Source organism: Gluconobacter sp. ESL1110 (assembly GCF_058107395.1).
Map to the genome: position 1 here is coordinate 80,895 of NZ_JBYLUK010000001.1, position 17,617 is coordinate 98,511.

A 17,617-nucleotide genomic window follows, 5' to 3' on the forward strand; every position below is an offset into this window, starting at 1 on the left:
ACCTGAACACCTTGCGCGGGTCCTGAAGTGAAGGGAGGCACATCATCAATGAGCATGTTCCTCGGCACACATCAGAACCGCTTTGACGCCAAGGGACGTGTTTCCATTCCGGCCCCTTTCCGATCCGCTCTCAGAACACAGGCCCAGCCGGGTGAAGCTCTGGTTATTCTTCGTCCATCGCATCTGCATCCCTGCATCGAAGCCTGGACGTCGGCTGCTTTTGCTTCCCTCGCCCAGCCACTCGACGAATACGATCCGTTCTCGGAAGATCATGATGACCTTGCGGCCAGCCTGTATGCGGATGCCTACCCGCTGGACAGCGACAAGGAAGGCCGGATCATTCTTCCGGATGTTCTGCGCGCGCATGCCTCGCTGATAGACGAAGTCTCGTTCATGGGACTGGGTCGCGTTTTCCAGATCTGGAACCCGGAAGCGGCAGCGGAGCGTCGTCTTCAGGCGCGTGCACGGGCAAAAGAGCTGACAGGCAGCCGCAGACCGGCCAACGGAGTTGCGGCATGAACGCGATTACTCTCGTCCATCAAGGGCATGTCCCCGTCATGCTGAAGGAAGTGCTTGAGGCACTTTCCCCCCGCGATGGCGGTCGCTATCTGGACGGCACCTTCGGAGGCGGCGGCTATGCCCGTGCCATCCTGAACAGTGCGGATTGCACCCTGCACGGCATTGATCGTGATCCTACAGCCATTGCCCGCGGCGAAGCCATGGCCCATCAGGCCAATGGCCGCCTGATCATGCATCAGGGCACGTTCGGGAATATGGAACAATTGGTCGGGCAGGATGGCCCGTTTGACGGGATCGTTCTGGATCTGGGCGTCTCCTCGTTTCAGATCGATCAGGCCGAGCGCGGATTTTCTTTCCGCAATGACGGGCCGCTGGACATGCGCATGGGCACTGACGGCCCATCCGCTGCAGATCTCGTTAATTCCATGAAGGAAAGTGATCTGGCGGATATTCTCTATCGCTACGGCGAAGAGAAGCTCTCCCGTCGCATTGCCCGCGCAATTGTTATCGCACGCGCCGAAGAACCAATCACGACAACAGGTCGTCTGGCTCATATCGTGCGCTCCTGCGTTCCCAAAGATCGCTCCAAGATCGATCCGGCCACCCGCAGCTTTCAGGGCCTTCGGATTGCCGTGAACGACGAGTTGGGTGAACTGGAACGCGCACTGGAAGCTGCTCCCCGTCTTTTGGCTCCGGGTGGTGTGTTCGTTGTCGTGACGTTCCATTCTCTTGAAGATCGTCTGGCAAAGCGTGCCATGGCGGAACTGGCTGGCCGCACAGCCAACCCGTCCCGCTACGATCCGGCTCCCGTCCGGAAAGAGCCGCCAGCTTTTTCCCTTCTCCATTCCCGCCCCCTGCCTGCCACGGAAGAGGAAGCGCGGGAAAACCCCAGAGCAAGAAGCGCACGTCTGCGCGCCCTGGTTCGTAATTCCGCCTCTCAACCGTCCGCCTCAGGAAACCGAGCATGATCCGGCCTTTCACCATCGCCTGCGCTGTCCTCGCCGCAGGGTCCGGCCTGTTTCTCTATACCAAGAAACATGAGACGACGGTCCTTGATCAGAAGATTACCAAGATCGTTCAGGAGACGCAGAAGGTCCGCTCGCAGACAGCCATGCTGCGGACGGAATGGGCGCTTCTCAATCAGCCGGATCGCCTGAATGTTCTGGCAGCACGGTTTGTGCCCGATCTCCACCCGATGGCTCCGGATCAGTTCGTCCGGATGGCCAGCGTGGAAAGCCGCCTGCCCGCTCCTGGCTCCCGTCCGACCCCCGCTGATCCGCGCGAGGGACTCCATGAAGTCGTGAACCGCGCAGCAACCGAGGCGCATCTGCCGCTTCCGGCAGCACCTGTTACCCACCCTGTCGTACCGGTCACGCATGCTCCGGTTATTGCAGCAGCAGCCCCTCAGCCTCTTCCAGCCACGCCACGCATCGTGACAGCCAAGGCCGTTGCGATACCTCATCCTGTTCATCCGCGAGCAGACCGGATTGTTCATAGCGCCGACACCGAACTGGCATCTGCGGCAACGACGCGCCCTGTGGTTCCTCATCTGAGTGCGGCACGATCTGATGTGACGCCAAGCGTACGCCTGGTGAGTTACCATGGAACACGCCCAACGCCTGTGGTCGCCACGGCTTGGCACAGTCAGCCAGTTCATCAGGTCCGTGAAGCGTCACTGACGCGGGTTGCGGAAGAAGAGCGTCCGCGCGTCCGTCATCATGCCAGCTCTGCGCTGGGAAATGATGGAGATGCATTGCCCCCGCCGGTTCCGTTGGCTAACTGAGACCCTCTCTCGTTAACTGCTCGTCAAGTATTTTCCGGATAGCTTCGGGCGAGCACCTTACATAGGACGCAACGCCGCACGATGCCTCAGGACGTGCCACCCCCATCAGGTTCGCGTCGCGCAGCACGCCAGAATAAACGGGCGGAGCGGCGCGGCTCGCAGGCAGCGGGACCGAAGCCTTCGTCCCGCCGTCTGAACCTTGACCAGATGCATGGCCGCCTTCTCGTGGCAGGCATGGGCTTTCTTGCGATCTATGGTGCAGTCGCCCTTAAGGCGACCTTTGCAACGGTTCTCATGCCGATGGAGCCAGAGAAGCGGCAGATCGCGCCCCAGGTTCCGGAAATTCCCAAGAGTGATCCGCGCGGTGAGATGGCGGGCGATTTTGTCCTGCCTTCCGTCAAACGCGCGACCATCACGGACCGAAATGGTCAGACGCTGGCTCTCTCTCTTCCGGTCGCACAGGTCTACGCCAATCCGATGGAATTGATTGATCCAGAGGATGCGACGAAGAAGCTGAAAACTGTTCTACCAAAACTGGATGAGGCGGAGACAGTCCGTCGCCTCTCCCTGAAAAAGCAGTTCGTCTACATTGCCCGCGATATTTCTCCGGTGCAGGAAATCGCGATCAACAATCTAGGTATTCCCGGTATCTATTTTGAAGCTGGCGAGCGCCGCCACTATCCTCTTGGACGGACGGCTGCCCAGATCATGGGAAGCGTGGATATTGACGACCACGGCATTGCTGGTGTCGAGCGATATTTCGACCAACGCCTGAATTCAGATCGTACACCGCTTCGACTGTCTCTGGATGTTCGTGTGCAGGCCGTGGCTCATGACGAACTTGCGGCTGCCAAGGATGAGTTTTCGGCCATTGGTGCCTCAGCAATCGTCATGGATGTGCGGACGGGCGAGATCCTCGCCATGGTCAGTCTGCCTGACTATGACGCTAACGATTTCAACCATGCGCCAAATGATGCCCGTTTTAACCGTGCTGTGACAGGCATGTACGAACCGGGTTCGACGTTCAAGCTCCAGACCGCCGCAATGGGTCTCCAGCTCGGCGTTGTGCATATCTGGGATCGGTTCTCGACCATTCCTATCCGGGTCGGGCGCTTCACCATCCGTGACATGAAGACCGATCATTTTGCGCCCTGGTTGTCTTTGCCAGGGGTTCTGGCCTACTCGTCCAACCCGGCGGCGGCACACATCGCTCTGGATGTTGGCGCCCAGCGTCAGCAGGACTGGCTACGCAGTATGGGGTTTTTCAACCGTGTTCCGGTTGAGTTGCCCGAAGCCGGACGCCCTCTGGTGCCAGCGTCAAAGAACTGGGGGCTTTCAACGGTTATGACCGTGGGCTTTGGCCATGGCGTAGCTGAGCCTCCTCTGGCCATTGTCCGTGGCACCGCAGCGACTGTGAATGGTGGGATCCTGCTCAAGCCGACGCTTGTAGCACGCGACCAGCAGGATGAAGCCCAGACACCAGACGCCAAGGTCCGGCCCGTTGCGTACAAGCCGGATGAGACCGATAATGGCGATGATATCGGCGCACAAACGCCCGTTGGAACGCGGGTTCTGTCAGAAAAGACGTCTGCCCTGCTTCGCAAACTGTTGCGCCTCGACGTCACGGTCGGCAGCGGCAAATCAGCTGAGGTTCCGGGGTACTATGTTGGTGGTAAGACAGGTACGGCGGAAAAAATCGGTGCCCATGGCGGATACCTGAAACACGTCAACGTTTCGGCCTTCACCAGTGTCTTCCCGATGAACAATCCGCATTATGCGGTTTATGTCATGCTCGACAGTCCGCAGGGTACAGCGGCAACCCACGGCTGGACCACAGCTGCCTGGAACGCCGCGCCAACCGTGAAAAAGATCATTTCACGTGTTGGACCAATCCTGAACCAGTTCCCGGACACAGCCAACAAGGACGCGATTGAAGCGTCTCTCGCCATTCCCATGAATCCGTCTGTGCCAGCGGGCTATCGTGCCCTGGGTCCCGGAAACGATCCCGGTGATCCGCGCAATCAGGCGCATTCTCCCAAGACACAGCACTGAGCCTGCCCATGCGTCTCTCTGAACTTCTCCGGCAGAATGGTTCCGTTCTGTCGCCTTCCGTCGACCCTGAAATCCTGACTGTCACGGCAGACAGCAGACAGGTTCAGCCGGGCACACTGTTTTTCGCTCTGTGTGGCGCGAAACAGGACGGAGCAGCATTTATTCCTCAGGCTGTCGCAAAGGGTGCCGTCGCCATCATTGCGGATCATCCCGCTGAAGCAGACATCCCGGTTCTCCTGACGCCGGACGCCAAGCATCTGCTTGCGCTGATGGCGGCAACACTTGCGGGGCCGCAGCCCTCCTGCATTGCAGCCGTCACCGGAACGAACGGCAAGAGCAGCACGGCTGAGTTTCTGCGTCAGCTCTGGACGCTTCAGGGACTCAAGGCTGCAAGCCTCGGCACGCTGGGACTGATTGCGAATGTCGATGTTCCGCCTCCCCCTTCCCTGACAACACCCGATCCGGTCTCACTGGCAGCCACGCTGGCGTCTCTGGCCCAGCATGGGGTGGATCATGTCGCCCTTGAAGCGTCGTCTCATGGTCTGGAGCAGCACCGGCTGGATGGTGTGCATCTCAATGCCGCCGGGTTCTCAAACCTGACGCGAGACCATCTGGATTATCACGGCACTCTTGAAGCCTATCGTGCCGCGAAACTGCGTCTTTTCGAAGACCTTCTGCCTGCCAACGGGATTGCGGCCGTCAATGCCGATATGGACGCGGATACGCTGAACGCTCTGCACGCTATCGCAGCACAACGGGGCATGGCCCTTCGGACGACAGGCAAAACGGGACAGACCCTCCGCCTTCTGGAGACACGTCCTACCCCGACGGGCCAGATTGTCCGCCTGTCTCTTTATGGTGAAGATTTACCGGAAATGACGCTTGGTTTGCCGGGACTGTTCCAGGCCGACAATGCGATGCTGGCAGCAGCAATGTGCTGGCAGACAGAAGATGACGCACGCAGTCTTGTGAATCTGCTGCCGCAGTTGACCGGAGTACGAGGACGCTGCGAGCGTGCCGTTGAACTATCCAATGGGGCCGCAGCGTATGTAGATTACGCCCATACGCCTGATGCTTTGGAACGCGTTCTGGCAAGCCTTCGCCCGCATACAGAAGGCCGTCTGGTTGTGGTCTTTGGGGCCGGTGGCGATCGGGATCGTGGCAAGCGTCCGCTCATGGGCGAAGTTGCAGCTCGCATGGCCGATGTGGCGATTGTTACGGACGACAACCCACGCACGGAAGAACCGCAGAGCATTCGCGCTGCCATTCATGCAGCCTGCCCTGATGCACTGGAAATCGGTGATCGCCGGTCTGCCATCGCGGCGGGTCTGGAGGCACTGAAGCCCGGTGACATTCTGGTCGTCGCAGGTAAAGGCCATGAACAGGGGCAGATTGTTGGCCAGACGGTTCTCCCATTTGATGATCGCAGCGTGATCCGTGAACTGGCAGGTGCCGCATGAGCGCTCTCTGGACCACTCAGGAACTTTGTGACGCTACACAGGGCACACTTGCCGCTGATGTCAGTGTGACGGGTATTTCCATTGATACACGCACTCTGAAGCCCGGCGATCTGTTCATTGCCCTCAAGGGCGAAACCAGCGACGGACATGGCCATATTGCGCAGGCTCTCGAAGCCGGCGCGGCGTGCGTCATGGTGCATGACACGCGGGGCTCGACAGACCCTCGTCTACTGATCGTCGCGGATACGATGCGTGGCCTTGAAGCACTCGGGCGTTACGCGCGTGACCGTTTTGACGGAAAGGTCATTGCCGTTACGGGCAGTGTGGGAAAGACCACCACGAAAGATATGCTGCGTACGGCTCTGTCGGCTCTTGGTCCGACACATGCGGCCGTCGCGTCCTACAACAACCACTGGGGTGTCCCTCTGACGCTCGCTCGTCTGCCACGGGACGCACGGTTCTGCGTCAGTGAAGTTGGCATGAACCATGTCGGTGAAATTGCGCCATTGGCGACGCAGGTGGGGCCGGATGTGACAATCATCACCACGATTGGGACGGCGCATCTCGGCCATATGGGCAGCGTTGAAGAAATTGCACGCGAAAAAGCTACGCTCTTTGGTGCTTTGACTGCGGATGGCACGGCCGTCGTTCCTGACGACGCAATCGGACAGGATTTGTTCCGTGCGGCACTCCCGGCCCATGCGAAGCTCTGGCACAGTGGTCTTTCCGTTAATTCTGAAATCCGGCTGACTGGTCTTGTCTGCACAGCAGACGGAAGTGACTTTGTCCTGACGCTTCCGGAAGTCGGAGACCTGAGCGTGCATTTGAGTGCACCGGGTCGCCATCTTGCTCGCAATGCAGCACTCGCTCTGGGGGCCATCGCTGCGCTTGGGGAAGATGTTTCCAAAGCGGCTCATGCGCTGACAGACTTTGTTCCGGGTGCCGGGCGCGGTCAGATGCGTGCAGTGCTGAATGGTGTTCAGTTGCTTGATGAGAGCTACAACGCCTCCACAACCAGTATCCGTTCGACGCTCGAAACGCTTGCCCTTCTGCCAGCGAAACGTCGCGTGGCTGCCTTAGGTGACATCCGCGAACTTGGTGCGTTTGCAGATGCCGAGCATCGTTCTTTGGCAGATGCTGTGGTTGCTGCGAACGCGATCGCTTTCTGCTGTGGCGAGCATATGCGCGCCCTCTACGACGCTCTGCCTGAAGCTCTGCGCGGGGCTTACGCGCCAGACTCACGTTCGCTCGCCCCTCTCCTTCTCAACGCTCTCCGGCCCGGCGATCTTCTGCTTGTTAAAGGCAGCCTGGGTAGCCGGATGCGCGATGTCATCGCCGCTCTCGATAACGCTTCCAACCCGGTTTCTGCCTGATGCTCTTCAATCTTGTTGCCTCACATGCCTCGTCGCATGGTGGCTTCTTCAACCTTTTCCATTATCTGACATTCCGTTCCGGATGTGCCTGCCTGACGGCACTGGTGATCTCGCTTGCGCTCGGCAATCCGTTCATCGCGCAACTCAAGCGGATCCAGCGTGAAGGCCAGCCCATCCGTGCACTCGGGCCGGAACGTCATATTCTGGAAAAGGCGGGCACGCCGACCATGGGCGGGATGCTGATCCTGATTGCCCTGTTTTCAGCCACACTTCTCTGGGCGGATCTGACAAACGGCTTCGTCTGGGCGGTCATGTTGACAACTGCGGCTTTCGGAGCAGTCGGGTTTGCAGACGATTACCTGAAGCTTTCCAAGCGCAACACACAGGGCGTTTCAAAGCGGATGCGTCTGGGGTGTGAGTTTGCCGCCTCTCTGATTGCAGGCATCTGGCTCCAGCATCTCACGCCACCGGAAATTCGCAACGCTGTGGCCTTTCCCTTTGTAAAGGATATCCTCCTGCCGCTGGGTTATGCCTTCCCGCTCTTTGCCATGATTACGATTACGGGTTTTGGCAATGCCGTGAACTTCACAGATGGCCTGGATGGTCTGGCCATTGTTCCGGTTGTGATCGCTGCTCTGGTTTTTGCGCTGATCGCCTATCTGGTCGGCAACCATGTCTTCGCGGATTACCTTCAGCTTCATCCGGTTCCCGGGACCGGCGAACTGGCTGTGTTCTGTGCGGCACTGATTGGGGCCGGGCTTGGATTCCTATGGTTCAATGCGCCACCAGCAGCCGTTTTCATGGGCGATACAGGTTCCCTTTCGCTGGGTGGCGCACTGGGTGCTGTTGCTGTGGCCGTCAAGCATGAGCTTGTTCTGTGCATCGTTGGTGGCCTGTTCGTGGCGGAGACACTGTCCGTCGTCATTCAGGTGTTCTGGTACAAGCGCACCGGACGCCGCGTGTTTCTGATGGCTCCGCTGCATCATCACTTCGAAAAGAAGGGCTGGCAGGAGCCGAAGATCGTCGTACGGTTCTGGATTGTCTCCATTGTTCTGGGGCTGTGTGGTCTGGCCACGCTGAAACTGAGATGAGCGGATTTCCGACAGATCTTCTTGCAGGTGAGCGCTACGCTGTCTGCGGTCTCGGCCGTAATGGTGCAGCCGTGGTTGATGCGCTTCTGAGAATGGGGGCCGAGGTTCAGGTATGGGATGATCGCAATCCTGTCCTTCCGCCTCATGACCGCCTGACACTCGCTCCCCTGACGGATCTGTCGGGCATGACAGCCCTTGTGCTGTCACCGGGTATTCCCCATCTTCTCCCGACCCCGCATCCCGTTGCCGAACTGGCCCGTGCGCAGGGTATTCAGATCCTCTCCGATGCCGAACTGCTCTATCGCGCAGTCAGAAAAGCAGGATCACAGGCGCGTTTTGCCGCCATCACCGGCACTAACGGCAAATCCACAACGACAGCACTTCTGGCTCATTTGCTTCAGTCCGGCGGGGTGCCTTGCGCAGCGGGTGGTAATCTGGGAACGGCATCCCTGGCCCTTCCTCTACTTTCTGATCAGGGCGTCTATGTTATCGAGATGTCGTCCTACATGCTGGAACGGCTCGACAGCTTCCATGCCTCCACAGCCTGCCTGCTAAACATCACGCCAGACCATCTGGATCGTCATGGCGATATGGACGGGTATGCCGCCGCTAAAGCTCATGTCTTTGACAATATGACGTCAGATGATCTGGCTACCATCGGGCAGGATGATCCTTGGTGCCAGAGAATTGCAGACGATGTCGCGACTCAAGACGTGACAGTCACGTTCCTTGACCCTGATGCGGTACCTGAATTTGTGGGGGACGCACTGCCGGGCCGACACAATCTTCAAAACGTTGCAGCAGCCTGGGCCATGGCGCGCCATCTTGGGCTGAGCGATGATGATATTCGCAAAGGGCTGGCATCCTTCCCTGGCCTCGAACACAGACTTCAGAAAATCGCCGAACGGGATGGTGTCGCTTTCATCAATGACAGCAAGGCCACCAACGCAGAGGCTGCGTCCAAGGCGCTCGGATCTTATGAGCGCGTCATGTGGATTGCAGGCGGAACAGCCAAAGCAGGCGGCATCGACATGCTGGTTCCGTGGTTTGGCCGGATTGCGCAGGCATTCCTGATCGGTCGGGATGCAGCCATTCTGGCGGAAACGCTCAAGACCCATAACGTACCCTTTACGCTTTGCGAAACGCTGGATCGTGCCGTCCCTGCAGCGTTTGAGGCAGCTTTGGCGGAAGGCGTGAAAACCGTTTTGCTCTCCCCAGCCTGCGCAAGTTTTGACCAGTTTCGCAGTTTTGAGGATCGTGGGTCACACTTTCTCCAGATTTGCGATAATATTGTGAAATCAGGCTATTCGGGCGAAATGCTCACAACAGAACAGGAAGGGTGACGGTCATGGCGGGTACCTCCCGTGTCGATTCATCGGCAGTCGCCCGCTGGTGGCGCAATACCGACCGGGTCACGCTCGCCTGCGTTGGCATCCTGATTGGCCTTGGCTACGTTCTGATGCTTGCAGCCAGCCCGGCCGTTGCATCGCGCATCGGCGCGTCCCGCAACATGTTCATTCTCAAGCAGGTCATCTTTCTGGCTCTTGCCGGAGCGATCGTGCTGGGTGTTTCGTATCTGTCCCGCGAAGGCGTGAAGAAACTGGCCTTCATTGGCGGAATCATTGCACTTGCCGCCACGGCCATGACGCTTGTTCATGGCATGGAAATCAAAGGCGCGCGGCGATGGATTGCGCTCCCCATGATGTCCGTTCAGCCGTCCGAGTTTTTAAAACCCTGTTTCGCCGTAGTGACGGGGTGGCTGCTGTCTGCCCGGCGTACCGTCGTACTGCGTGGAAATATTGCGTTTCCCGGTATGATCCTCGCCTTCACCTGTTTTGGCGTCATTCTGGCGCTGCTGAAATCCCAGCCCGACATCGGCATGTTGTCCGTCATTACGATGGTCTTCATGACGCAGCTTTTCGTGGACGGTCTGCCGCTTTATTGGGTCGGGCTCTGCGTTGCGGGCATGATTGGCGCATTCGGTATGGCGTTTGTCATGTTCCCGCATGTCCGTTCCCGTGTTGAGCGCTTTCTACATCCGGATGTCGGCGATCACTATCAGATCGACACGGCTCTGCGCGCGTTCGGCAATGGTGGCCTTCTGGGCCGTGGCCCGGGCGAAGGACGCGTCAAGGATCTGCTGCCTGACGCCCATGCTGACTTTGTATTTGCAGTTGCAGGCGAAGAATATGGGCTGTTGCTCTGCTTTGGCATCATCATCGTTTTCGGGATTATCGTTCTTCGCACATTGCTGAAGCTGATGCGGGAAGAAGACCCGTTTGTGATCGTCTCTGCTGCCGGTCTGGTCACAGGTTTTGGGTTGCAGGCCTTCGTCAATATGGGATCAACGCTCCATCTCATTCCGACGAAAGGCATGACCCTCCCGTTCATTTCTTATGGCGGCAGTTCGGCCATGTCCGTGGCAATGACGATGGGCATGGTTCTGGCCCTGACGCGCCATCATGTTGGCCCTGGCAGGATTGCCCAGCGCGTCGCGACGCCCTACACCCCCGGTTCTCTGCTTGAAAGACACACACCATGAAGCGCCCGATTGTCATTGCTGCCGGCGGAACGGGAGGACATTTCTTCCCGGCTGAAGCTGTTGCGACAGTTCTGGCGGAACGTGGTCATGATCTTGTTCTCATGACGGATGCCCGACATGGGCGCCGTGAGACGGGTCTGTTCAAGGATCGCCCGCAATATGTGCTGGACGGTGCTGGCGTGGCGGGCAAGGGCATTGGCGGCAAACTGCGTGGTGTGACGGCTCTGCTGCGCGGGATGCTGGAAGCCCGCAAGATTCTGAAGACACTGGATGCGGCAGCCGTTGTTGGTTTCGGCGGGTATCCGTCCATTCCGCCTCTGCTGGCGTCCCGGACGTTGCCGAAAGCCACTCGGCCGGAAATGGTGATCCATGAAGGCAATGCCGTTCTGGGTCAGGCCAATGCGTTCCTGTCCCGGTTTTCTCCGCAGATTGCCACATCCTATGAGAACGTGGCTCGCCTGCCGCAGGGTTCTCACGTGATCTTGACGGGTATGCCCGTTCGGGCAGGAATTGAAGCACTCTTTGGACAGCCCTATGGCGCGCCAACTGAAACCGTTCGCATCCTTGTCTGGGGCGGATCTCTTGGTGCGCGTGTGTTCTCGGATGTTGTCCCGCAGGCTTTGGCGGCTTTACCGATAGGGTTCCGCACGCGTCTGCATGTGACACAGCAGGTTCGCGCCGAGGATACAGACCGTGTTCGCGCCATCTACGAAGAAGCGGGCATTGATGTTGACGCTGAGCCCTTCTTCAATGACGTACCGGACCGTCTGAAATCTGCTCATCTCGTAATCGGCCGCGCAGGCGGATCTTCTGTGGCCGAACTGGCCATGGCGGGTCTGCCGTCCATTCTGGTTCCGCTGCCCATCGCAGCCTCGGACGAGCAGGGTGCCAACGGCAAAGCTCTTCAGGATGCGGGTGCAGCGTGGATGATCCGTCAGCCGGACTTTACATCTGCCGCCGTTACAGCCCTGGTTGCTGATCTGCTGACCCATCCGGAACGTCTCGCGGCCGCTGCGGAAGCCGCCCGACACTTTGCTCGCCCTCATGCTGCCGCAAAGGTAGCCGACCTGATCGAATCAGTCCTCAAGTCCTGATCTTTTCCTTTTGTCCTATTACCTCAAGAGTACCTGCCCCATGCGCGCCCTGCCCCTGAACATCGGAACCATTCATTTCGTCGGTATCGGCGGTATCGGAATGTCCGGCATTGCGGAAGTTCTGCATATGCTGGGCTACCGGGTTCAGGGTTCGGATATCGCGGAAAGCTCGAATGTGCAGCGTCTTCGTCAGGCGGGCATCCAGATCCATATCGGACACGATGCTGCCAATTTAGGTGACGCTCAGGTTGTGGTGACGTCCACGGCTGTCAAGAAAGACAATCCGGAAGTTGTTGCCGCGCGCGCCAAACTGATCCCGGTCGTGCGCCGTGCGGAAATGCTGGCGGAACTGATGCGTCTGCGCTGGTCCGTCGCCATTGGCGGCACGCACGGCAAGACGACCACGACGAGCCTCGTGGCCTGTGTTCTGGAACACGCCAAGCTGGACCCGACCGTTATCAACGGCGGTATTATCGAGGCTTACGGCACCAATACGCGCATGGGCTCCGGAGACTGGATGGTCGTAGAGGCCGATGAGAGCGATGGTTCCTTCCTGCGCCTTCCAGCCGTCATTGCGGTCATCACGAACATGGACCCCGAGCATCTCGATCACTGGGGAACAGAAGAAGCCATGCAGGCGGGCTATGACCAGTTCGTATCCAACATTCCGTTCTATGGATTTGCTGTGCTTTGCGTCGACCATCCGCAGGTTCAGCAGATGATCCCACGCCTGTCCGATCATCGCATCATTACCTATGGCTTCAGCCCGCAAGCCGATGTTCGCGCCGAAAAGGTTATGATGGACAAGCGCGGTGCGACATTCGAGGTTGTGGTTACAAATCGTGCCCATAACCGGACACGCCGGGCTGGGCCTTTCCGCCTGCCGATGCTGGGGCACCATAACGTCCTGAACTCGCTGGCTGCCATTGCCGTGGCGCTGGAAATGGAAATCAGTGATTCCGTGATCGCGTCTGGCCTTGCATCGTTCAAGGGTGTGAAGCGCCGCTTTACCCGCACGGGCGAATATAATGGCGTGGCGATCATTGATGACTACGGCCATCATCCGGTTGAAATCGCGGCCGTTCTGAAAGCGGCCCGTCAGGCTGGTGCGAAGAACGTCATCGCCGTTGTGCAGCCTCACCGTTATTCCCGTCTTAAGGGGCTATTTGGCGAATTCTGCACCTGCATGAATGATGCAGATACCGTGATCGTGGCAGACGTCTATGCGGCCGGCGAAAGCCCGATTGAAGGGGCCGACCGGGACGCTCTGGTTGAGGGACTGCGTGATCGTGGCCATCGCTCAGTTGTGCCGCTGCCTTCACCTGAACTTCTGCCTGAAATGATCAACGCCATCGCCAAGCCGGGCGATTATGTTGTCTGCCTCGGCGCGGGAACGATCACACAATGGGCTCAGACACTCCCACATGATCTCGAAGCCCTGAACGCCAAGAAGCCGACAACGGAAAGCGCAGTATGACCGAGGCTTTCCCCGTTAAAGGACTGCGCGGACGTCTGACGGCCAATGCGCCTCTGGGTGCGCGGGCCTGGTTCCGCACCGGCGGCCCTGCGGACTGGCTGTTCGTTCCGGAAGATGTGGAAGATCTGGCCGATCTTCTGCGTAACCGCCCGACCGATCTGCCACTCACCGTTCTTGGAGCGTGCTCGAACGTCATTATCCGTGATGGTGGTATTGAGGGCGTCGTCGTGCGTCTTGCCCGTGGGTTTTCAGATATTCAGGTTGAGGCAGACGGCATTATCGCAGGCGCGGCCGCTTTGGATGTCACAGTGGCAGAACATAGCGCTGCGGCAGGACTGGCGGGGCTGGAATTTCTGGTTGGTATTCCGGGGTCTATCGGCGGTGCGGTTCGCATGAATGCTGGCGCCTATGGCTCCGATATCAAGGCCGTTCTCGACTGGGCGGAAATCCTGACATCTGAGGGTGAGCTGCGTCGCCTGTCCTGCGAAAAACTCGGCTTCGACTATCGCCATTCCGAATTGCCTGATGGGGCTATTGTTGTCCGCGCCCGCCTGCGTGGTACACCTGATAAGCCAGAGGGCATTCGTGAACGCCTTGCAGAAATCCGGGCCTCTCGTGAAGCTTCTCAGCCCGTTCGTGCTCGTACGGGTGGATCAACATTCCGCAATCCAGAAGGTCACAAGGCCTGGGCGCTGGTTGATGAAGCAGGCTGTCGCGGGATGATGCTCGGTGGGGCGCAGGTCAGTGAGAAGCACTGCAATTTCCTGCTTAACCTCGGTGAAGCGACAAGCGAACAGCTTGAAACACTCGGTGAGACCGTTCGCCAAAAAGTTCTGGAGCAGAGTGGTATTGACCTGCACTGGGAAATCAGACGCATTGGTCGCAGAACGACAGGAGAGAAGACGGTATGAAGGTCGCAGTTCTTTATGGCGGTACGTCCAGCGAGCGACCTGTCAGCCTTGTCAGCGGCGAGGCCGCCATCTCGGCCCTGCGCGAGAAAGGCCATGATGTTACGCCTGTGGACGTCGGACCCGATCTTGCTATTACAATTCAAGCCCTGAGGGCTGTTGCTCCAGATGTCGTGTTCAACGCGTTGCATGGCCCCAAAGGTGAAGACGGGGCCATTCAGGGCGTTCTGGAATGGCTGAACCTGCCCTATACGCATTCTGGCATCCGGGCGTCCGCCGTCGCCATGGACAAGGGGGCAACACGTATCCTTCTTGCCGCAGCGGGCCTGCCTGTTGCGGAAGGTCGCGTCATCACGGTTGCCGAACTGGCAGAGGCTGATCCCCTTCCCGTCCCGTATGTCATCAAGCCTGTTGCGGAAGGGTCTTCCGTTGGCGTTGAGATCATCCGTGCGGGCGATAACCGTCGTGCCGAAATTGCGCGGACATGGCGTTTCGGAAAAGAAGCCCTTGCGGAAAGCTTTATCCCCGGACGTGAACTGACGGCGGGTGTCATGGGGGATCGGGCACTTGCGGTAACCGATATCCTACCAGCCGAAACTGCTGCATTTTACGATTTCGAGGCTAAGTACAAGGCTGGGGGCTCCCGTCATGTCGTGCCCGCTGACCTGCCTGCGGATGTCACAGAACGCGCGCTTGATTACGCTCTGCGCGCCCATCAGACACTCGGCTGCGCCGGGGCCAGCCGGACGGACTTCCGCTACGACGACGAGACTGACACGCTCATCATTCTTGAAGTCAACACACAGCCCGGTATGACCCCAACATCCCTGTTGCCGGAACAGGCTGCTTATTGTGGCATTTCTTATCCGGACCTGTGTGACTGGATGGTTCAGGAGGCACTGAACCGCTGATGCGCAGGGACGGCCGCCCTCAGGAACCCGATTTCCACCGTGATCCCTCTTTTCGGGGTAACCGCCCGGCGGTTATGCCCCCTTACGAGGACAGGCCATCACGCGCAAAGCTCTTCTGGCGTCGTCAGAGGCGTCTGATCCGGCCAGGAATTGTGCTGCTGGTGGTCATGGGAATAGGCGTTGTGGGTGCCCGTCTTCTTTACGATGCGGCCTCCGAGGAGCGTTTCGGTCCCTTGCGCGAGAAACTTGTCGCCATGGAGCCTTTGCCCATCAGGCACGTCATCATCAATGGCCGTGGCATGACCAGTGAAGAGGCACTTTATGACGCACTGGGTACAAATCTCGGCCGACCCATTTTCGGCTTTTCCGTGGAAGCTGCTCGCAAACGGATTGACGACCTGCCTTTTGTCGATCACGCCACAGTCGAACGTCGGATGCCCGATACGATCGTCATCAATCTGACGGAACGGACCCCGATTGCCGTCTGGCAGACCCATGGTCACTTCACCCTGATCAACCGTGCGGGCGAGGAAGTTCCGGATCAGGGCCTGACAGGGAAAAATGCTCAGGCTTTTCTTCAGCTTCCATTGGTTGTTGGTGAAGGCGCCAACAAGGCCGCAGCAAATGTGATTGATGCTCTGGCCAAACAGCCGGATGTCAAATCCCGTGTTACAGCACTGATCCGTGTCGGGGACCGCCGCTGGAACGTCACACTGAAAGACGGAACGACCGTCTTCCTGCCAGAAGGTGAGGAAGCCGCAGCATTCGCCCGCCTCGCCCGCTATCAGGGATCCATGCAACTCCTGGACCGGCCCGTTGTCTCGATTGACATGCGCTTGCCTGACAGAATGGTGATTCATCAGGTTCCGGCCCCTTCTCCCCCGCCTGATACCGCAACGGCTGACACAGCCAAGTCTGATCCAGCAAAATCCAACGCTGTTCCCTCCGCCCCTCCTTCTGACAGTAAGCAGACGACACAACAGCCATGACCGATCTCACACCAACGTCCGATCTTCCGGCTTTCCGTCGCCGGCGCGGTCTGCGGGGCCGGTCCCTGATTCCCGTGGGTGGGGAGCGTGATGTTGCGCTGAACCGAACACCACGAGAGATTCTGCCACTTCCGCCGGAAGAAACGTCCAAACCGCGCGTCTGGCGCAATGGAGTTTTCGGTGCGCTTGATATCGGCACGACCAAAATGACGTGCCTGATTGGAAAAGGTGAGCCTGACGGCTCTATTCAGGTGCTGGGCTATGGCTGGCGTCGCTCGCACGGTATCCGATCGGGGTCAATTGTCGACATCCGTGAAGCCGAAGCTGCGATCCGTGCAACCGTTGGGCAGGCAGAAGAAGCCGCTGAACGTCGTATGGACTCGCTGGTTGTCAATCTTTCCTGCGGGCATCCCCGCAGTCGCCTGATTGACGCACAACTGCCAATTGGTGGCCGGGAAGTTACAGATGGAGACGTTCAGCGGCTGATTGCAGACGGGCAGGCACGCGCCTGGTCGGAAGGGCGGGATGTCATTCATACCTTACCGATCGGGTATGTCGTGGACTCCATGTCAGGCATTGTTGATCCGCGGGGACATCAGTGCGAGCAACTCGCCACCAAGCTGCATGTCGTGGATATGAACTCCAGTGCCTTGCGTACGCTAGACACAGTTCTTCAGCATTCCGAACTGAAACTGGATGGTCTGGTTTCAAGTCCGTTTGCGTCCGGTGTTGCTGTACTGGCCGACGAAGAGCGGGATCTGGGCGTTACAGTTGTTGAAATGGGCGGCGGAACAACGTCTCTGGCCGTGTTCTGTGAAGGCAAACTGATCCACACAGCACAAATTCCTGTCGGCGGTCTGCATGTTACGCGCGATATTGCTGGCGTACTTTCCACGTCTCTGGAAACAGCCGAGCGCCTGAAAACCATGTATGGCGCGGCACAACTTGGCTCTGACGACCAGCGTGAGATTTTGTCAGTTCCCCTGATCGGTGAAGGGCGTGACCGTCTGGCCCGTATTCCGCGCTCAAAAGTGATTTCCGTTATTCAGCCTCGCGTTGAAGAGACGCTTGAACTTGTGCGTCATGCTCTCGACAATGCTGGCCTGGGACGGCTCGCCAACGGGCGCGTCGTTCTGACGGGTGGCGCATCCCTGATGGAAGGGATTGTGCCTGTCGCAACACGTATTCTCGCTCGGCCGGTTCGCATGGGCAAACCGCTGAACGTTCATGGCCTGCCGGAGACTGCAGCAGCTTCGGCCGGTTTCTCCACCGCTGCGGGGCTTCTGGCCTGGGCAGCGGGTGCCGATCGCGATTTTGGAGACATTTCTGCTCCTGAACCTCGATCTGGTGGCCTTCTGAAGCGTTTCGTAGGCTTCATCCGCGATCGTGGATGAGCTACATAGAATCAACGCTCTTTT

15 protein-coding genes are annotated in these 17,617 nt (G+C 58.7%); all 15 read left to right on the forward strand.

Features of this window, described 5'->3' with window-relative positions; genetic code table 11:
• Positions 1-48 precede the first annotated feature (48 nt).
• The 15 genes from mraZ to ftsA all read left to right on the forward strand — a co-directional run bounded on the left by mraZ (position 49) and on the right by ftsA (position 17,593).
• Positions 49-519: a division/cell wall cluster transcriptional repressor MraZ gene (gene mraZ, locus AC3B6F_RS00390; RefSeq protein ID WP_489822970.1), complete on the forward strand. Its 471-nt coding sequence runs from the start codon at positions 49-51 to the stop codon at positions 517-519.
• The gene (gene rsmH, locus AC3B6F_RS00395) at positions 516-1,487 is read left to right on the forward strand and encodes a 16S rRNA (cytosine(1402)-N(4))-methyltransferase RsmH (protein ID WP_489822971.1); all 972 of its coding nucleotides are present in this window, start codon (positions 516-518) and stop codon (positions 1,485-1,487) included. Before mraZ ends, rsmH begins: the two co-directional genes overlap by 4 nt.
• Entirely contained in the window at positions 1,484-2,302 is an 819-nt protein-coding gene (gene ftsL / locus AC3B6F_RS00400; RefSeq protein WP_489822972.1) for a cell division protein FtsL, read from the forward strand. The genes rsmH and ftsL overlap by 4 nt, the downstream gene beginning before the upstream one ends.
• Before the next feature lie 81 nt (positions 2,303-2,383).
• Positions 2,384-4,354 carry a peptidoglycan D,D-transpeptidase FtsI family protein gene (locus tag AC3B6F_RS00405; protein ID WP_489822973.1) on the forward strand — a complete coding sequence of 657 codons (1,971 nt, stop codon included), beginning with the start codon at positions 2,384-2,386 and terminating at the stop codon, positions 4,352-4,354.
• 8 nt (positions 4,355-4,362) lie between these two features.
• Positions 4,363-5,814: a UDP-N-acetylmuramoyl-L-alanyl-D-glutamate--2,6-diaminopimelate ligase gene (locus tag AC3B6F_RS00410; protein ID WP_489822974.1), complete on the forward strand. Its 1,452-nt coding sequence runs from the start codon at positions 4,363-4,365 to the stop codon at positions 5,812-5,814.
• On the forward strand, positions 5,811-7,187 hold the full coding sequence (locus tag AC3B6F_RS00415) for a UDP-N-acetylmuramoyl-tripeptide--D-alanyl-D-alanine ligase (RefSeq protein ID WP_489822975.1): 1,377 nt from the start codon (positions 5,811-5,813) through the stop codon (positions 7,185-7,187). The genes AC3B6F_RS00410 and AC3B6F_RS00415 overlap by 4 nt, the downstream gene beginning before the upstream one ends.
• Complete coding sequence (mraY, locus tag AC3B6F_RS00420) at positions 7,187-8,278, forward strand: phospho-N-acetylmuramoyl-pentapeptide-transferase (RefSeq protein WP_010503952.1); 1,092 nt, start codon at positions 7,187-7,189, stop codon at positions 8,276-8,278. The genes AC3B6F_RS00415 and mraY overlap by 1 nt, the downstream gene beginning before the upstream one ends.
• The gene (gene murD / locus AC3B6F_RS00425; protein WP_489822977.1) at positions 8,275-9,621 is read left to right on the forward strand and encodes a UDP-N-acetylmuramoyl-L-alanine--D-glutamate ligase; all 1,347 of its coding nucleotides are present in this window, start codon (positions 8,275-8,277) and stop codon (positions 9,619-9,621) included. Before mraY ends, murD begins: the two co-directional genes overlap by 4 nt.
• A 5-nt stretch (positions 9,622-9,626) precedes the next feature.
• Positions 9,627-10,820, forward strand: a complete 1,194-nt coding sequence (locus tag AC3B6F_RS00430) for an FtsW/RodA/SpoVE family cell cycle protein (protein ID WP_489822978.1) — start codon at positions 9,627-9,629, stop codon at positions 10,818-10,820.
• Positions 10,817-11,914: an undecaprenyldiphospho-muramoylpentapeptide beta-N-acetylglucosaminyltransferase gene (gene murG, locus AC3B6F_RS00435; protein WP_489822979.1), complete on the forward strand. Its 1,098-nt coding sequence runs from the start codon at positions 10,817-10,819 to the stop codon at positions 11,912-11,914. Before AC3B6F_RS00430 ends, murG begins: the two co-directional genes overlap by 4 nt.
• Before the next feature lie 40 nt (positions 11,915-11,954).
• Entirely contained in the window at positions 11,955-13,391 is a 1,437-nt protein-coding gene (murC, locus tag AC3B6F_RS00440; protein WP_023942836.1) for a UDP-N-acetylmuramate--L-alanine ligase, read from the forward strand.
• Positions 13,388-14,302, forward strand: coding sequence for a UDP-N-acetylmuramate dehydrogenase (gene murB / locus AC3B6F_RS00445; protein ID WP_489822980.1), 915 nt, complete (start codon positions 13,388-13,390; stop codon positions 14,300-14,302). Before murC ends, murB begins: the two co-directional genes overlap by 4 nt.
• Positions 14,299-15,210, forward strand: a complete 912-nt coding sequence (locus AC3B6F_RS00450) for a D-alanine--D-alanine ligase (RefSeq protein WP_489822981.1) — start codon at positions 14,299-14,301, stop codon at positions 15,208-15,210. The genes murB and AC3B6F_RS00450 overlap by 4 nt, the downstream gene beginning before the upstream one ends.
• Positions 15,210-16,199, forward strand: a complete 990-nt coding sequence (locus tag AC3B6F_RS00455; protein WP_062015824.1) for a cell division protein FtsQ/DivIB — start codon at positions 15,210-15,212, stop codon at positions 16,197-16,199. Before AC3B6F_RS00450 ends, AC3B6F_RS00455 begins: the two co-directional genes overlap by 1 nt.
• Positions 16,196-17,593: a cell division protein FtsA gene (gene ftsA / locus AC3B6F_RS00460; RefSeq protein WP_010503963.1), complete on the forward strand. Its 1,398-nt coding sequence runs from the start codon at positions 16,196-16,198 to the stop codon at positions 17,591-17,593. Before AC3B6F_RS00455 ends, ftsA begins: the two co-directional genes overlap by 4 nt.
• The last annotated feature ends 24 nt before the right edge of the window (positions 17,594-17,617 follow it).

Coding starts and splice junctions, on each gene's coding strand:
- mraZ (WP_489822970.1), top strand. CDS start 49: ATGAGCATGTTCCTCGGCACACATCAGAACCGCTTTGACGCCAAGGGA.
- rsmH (WP_489822971.1), top strand. CDS start 516: ATGAACGCGATTACTCTCGTCCATCAAGGGCATGTCCCCGTCATGCTG.
- ftsL (WP_489822972.1), top strand. CDS start 1,484: ATGATCCGGCCTTTCACCATCGCCTGCGCTGTCCTCGCCGCAGGGTCC.
- AC3B6F_RS00405 (WP_489822973.1), top strand. CDS start 2,384: ATGCCTCAGGACGTGCCACCCCCATCAGGTTCGCGTCGCGCAGCACGC.
- AC3B6F_RS00410 (WP_489822974.1), top strand. CDS start 4,363: ATGCGTCTCTCTGAACTTCTCCGGCAGAATGGTTCCGTTCTGTCGCCT.
- AC3B6F_RS00415 (WP_489822975.1), top strand. CDS start 5,811: ATGAGCGCTCTCTGGACCACTCAGGAACTTTGTGACGCTACACAGGGC.
- mraY (WP_010503952.1), top strand. CDS start 7,187: ATGCTCTTCAATCTTGTTGCCTCACATGCCTCGTCGCATGGTGGCTTC.
- murD (WP_489822977.1), top strand. CDS start 8,275: ATGAGCGGATTTCCGACAGATCTTCTTGCAGGTGAGCGCTACGCTGTC.
- AC3B6F_RS00430 (WP_489822978.1), top strand. CDS start 9,627: ATGGCGGGTACCTCCCGTGTCGATTCATCGGCAGTCGCCCGCTGGTGG.
- murG (WP_489822979.1), top strand. CDS start 10,817: ATGAAGCGCCCGATTGTCATTGCTGCCGGCGGAACGGGAGGACATTTC.
- murC (WP_023942836.1), top strand. CDS start 11,955: ATGCGCGCCCTGCCCCTGAACATCGGAACCATTCATTTCGTCGGTATC.
- murB (WP_489822980.1), top strand. CDS start 13,388: ATGACCGAGGCTTTCCCCGTTAAAGGACTGCGCGGACGTCTGACGGCC.
- AC3B6F_RS00450 (WP_489822981.1), top strand. CDS start 14,299: ATGAAGGTCGCAGTTCTTTATGGCGGTACGTCCAGCGAGCGACCTGTC.
- AC3B6F_RS00455 (WP_062015824.1), top strand. CDS start 15,210: ATGCGCAGGGACGGCCGCCCTCAGGAACCCGATTTCCACCGTGATCCC.
- ftsA (WP_010503963.1), top strand. CDS start 16,196: ATGACCGATCTCACACCAACGTCCGATCTTCCGGCTTTCCGTCGCCGG.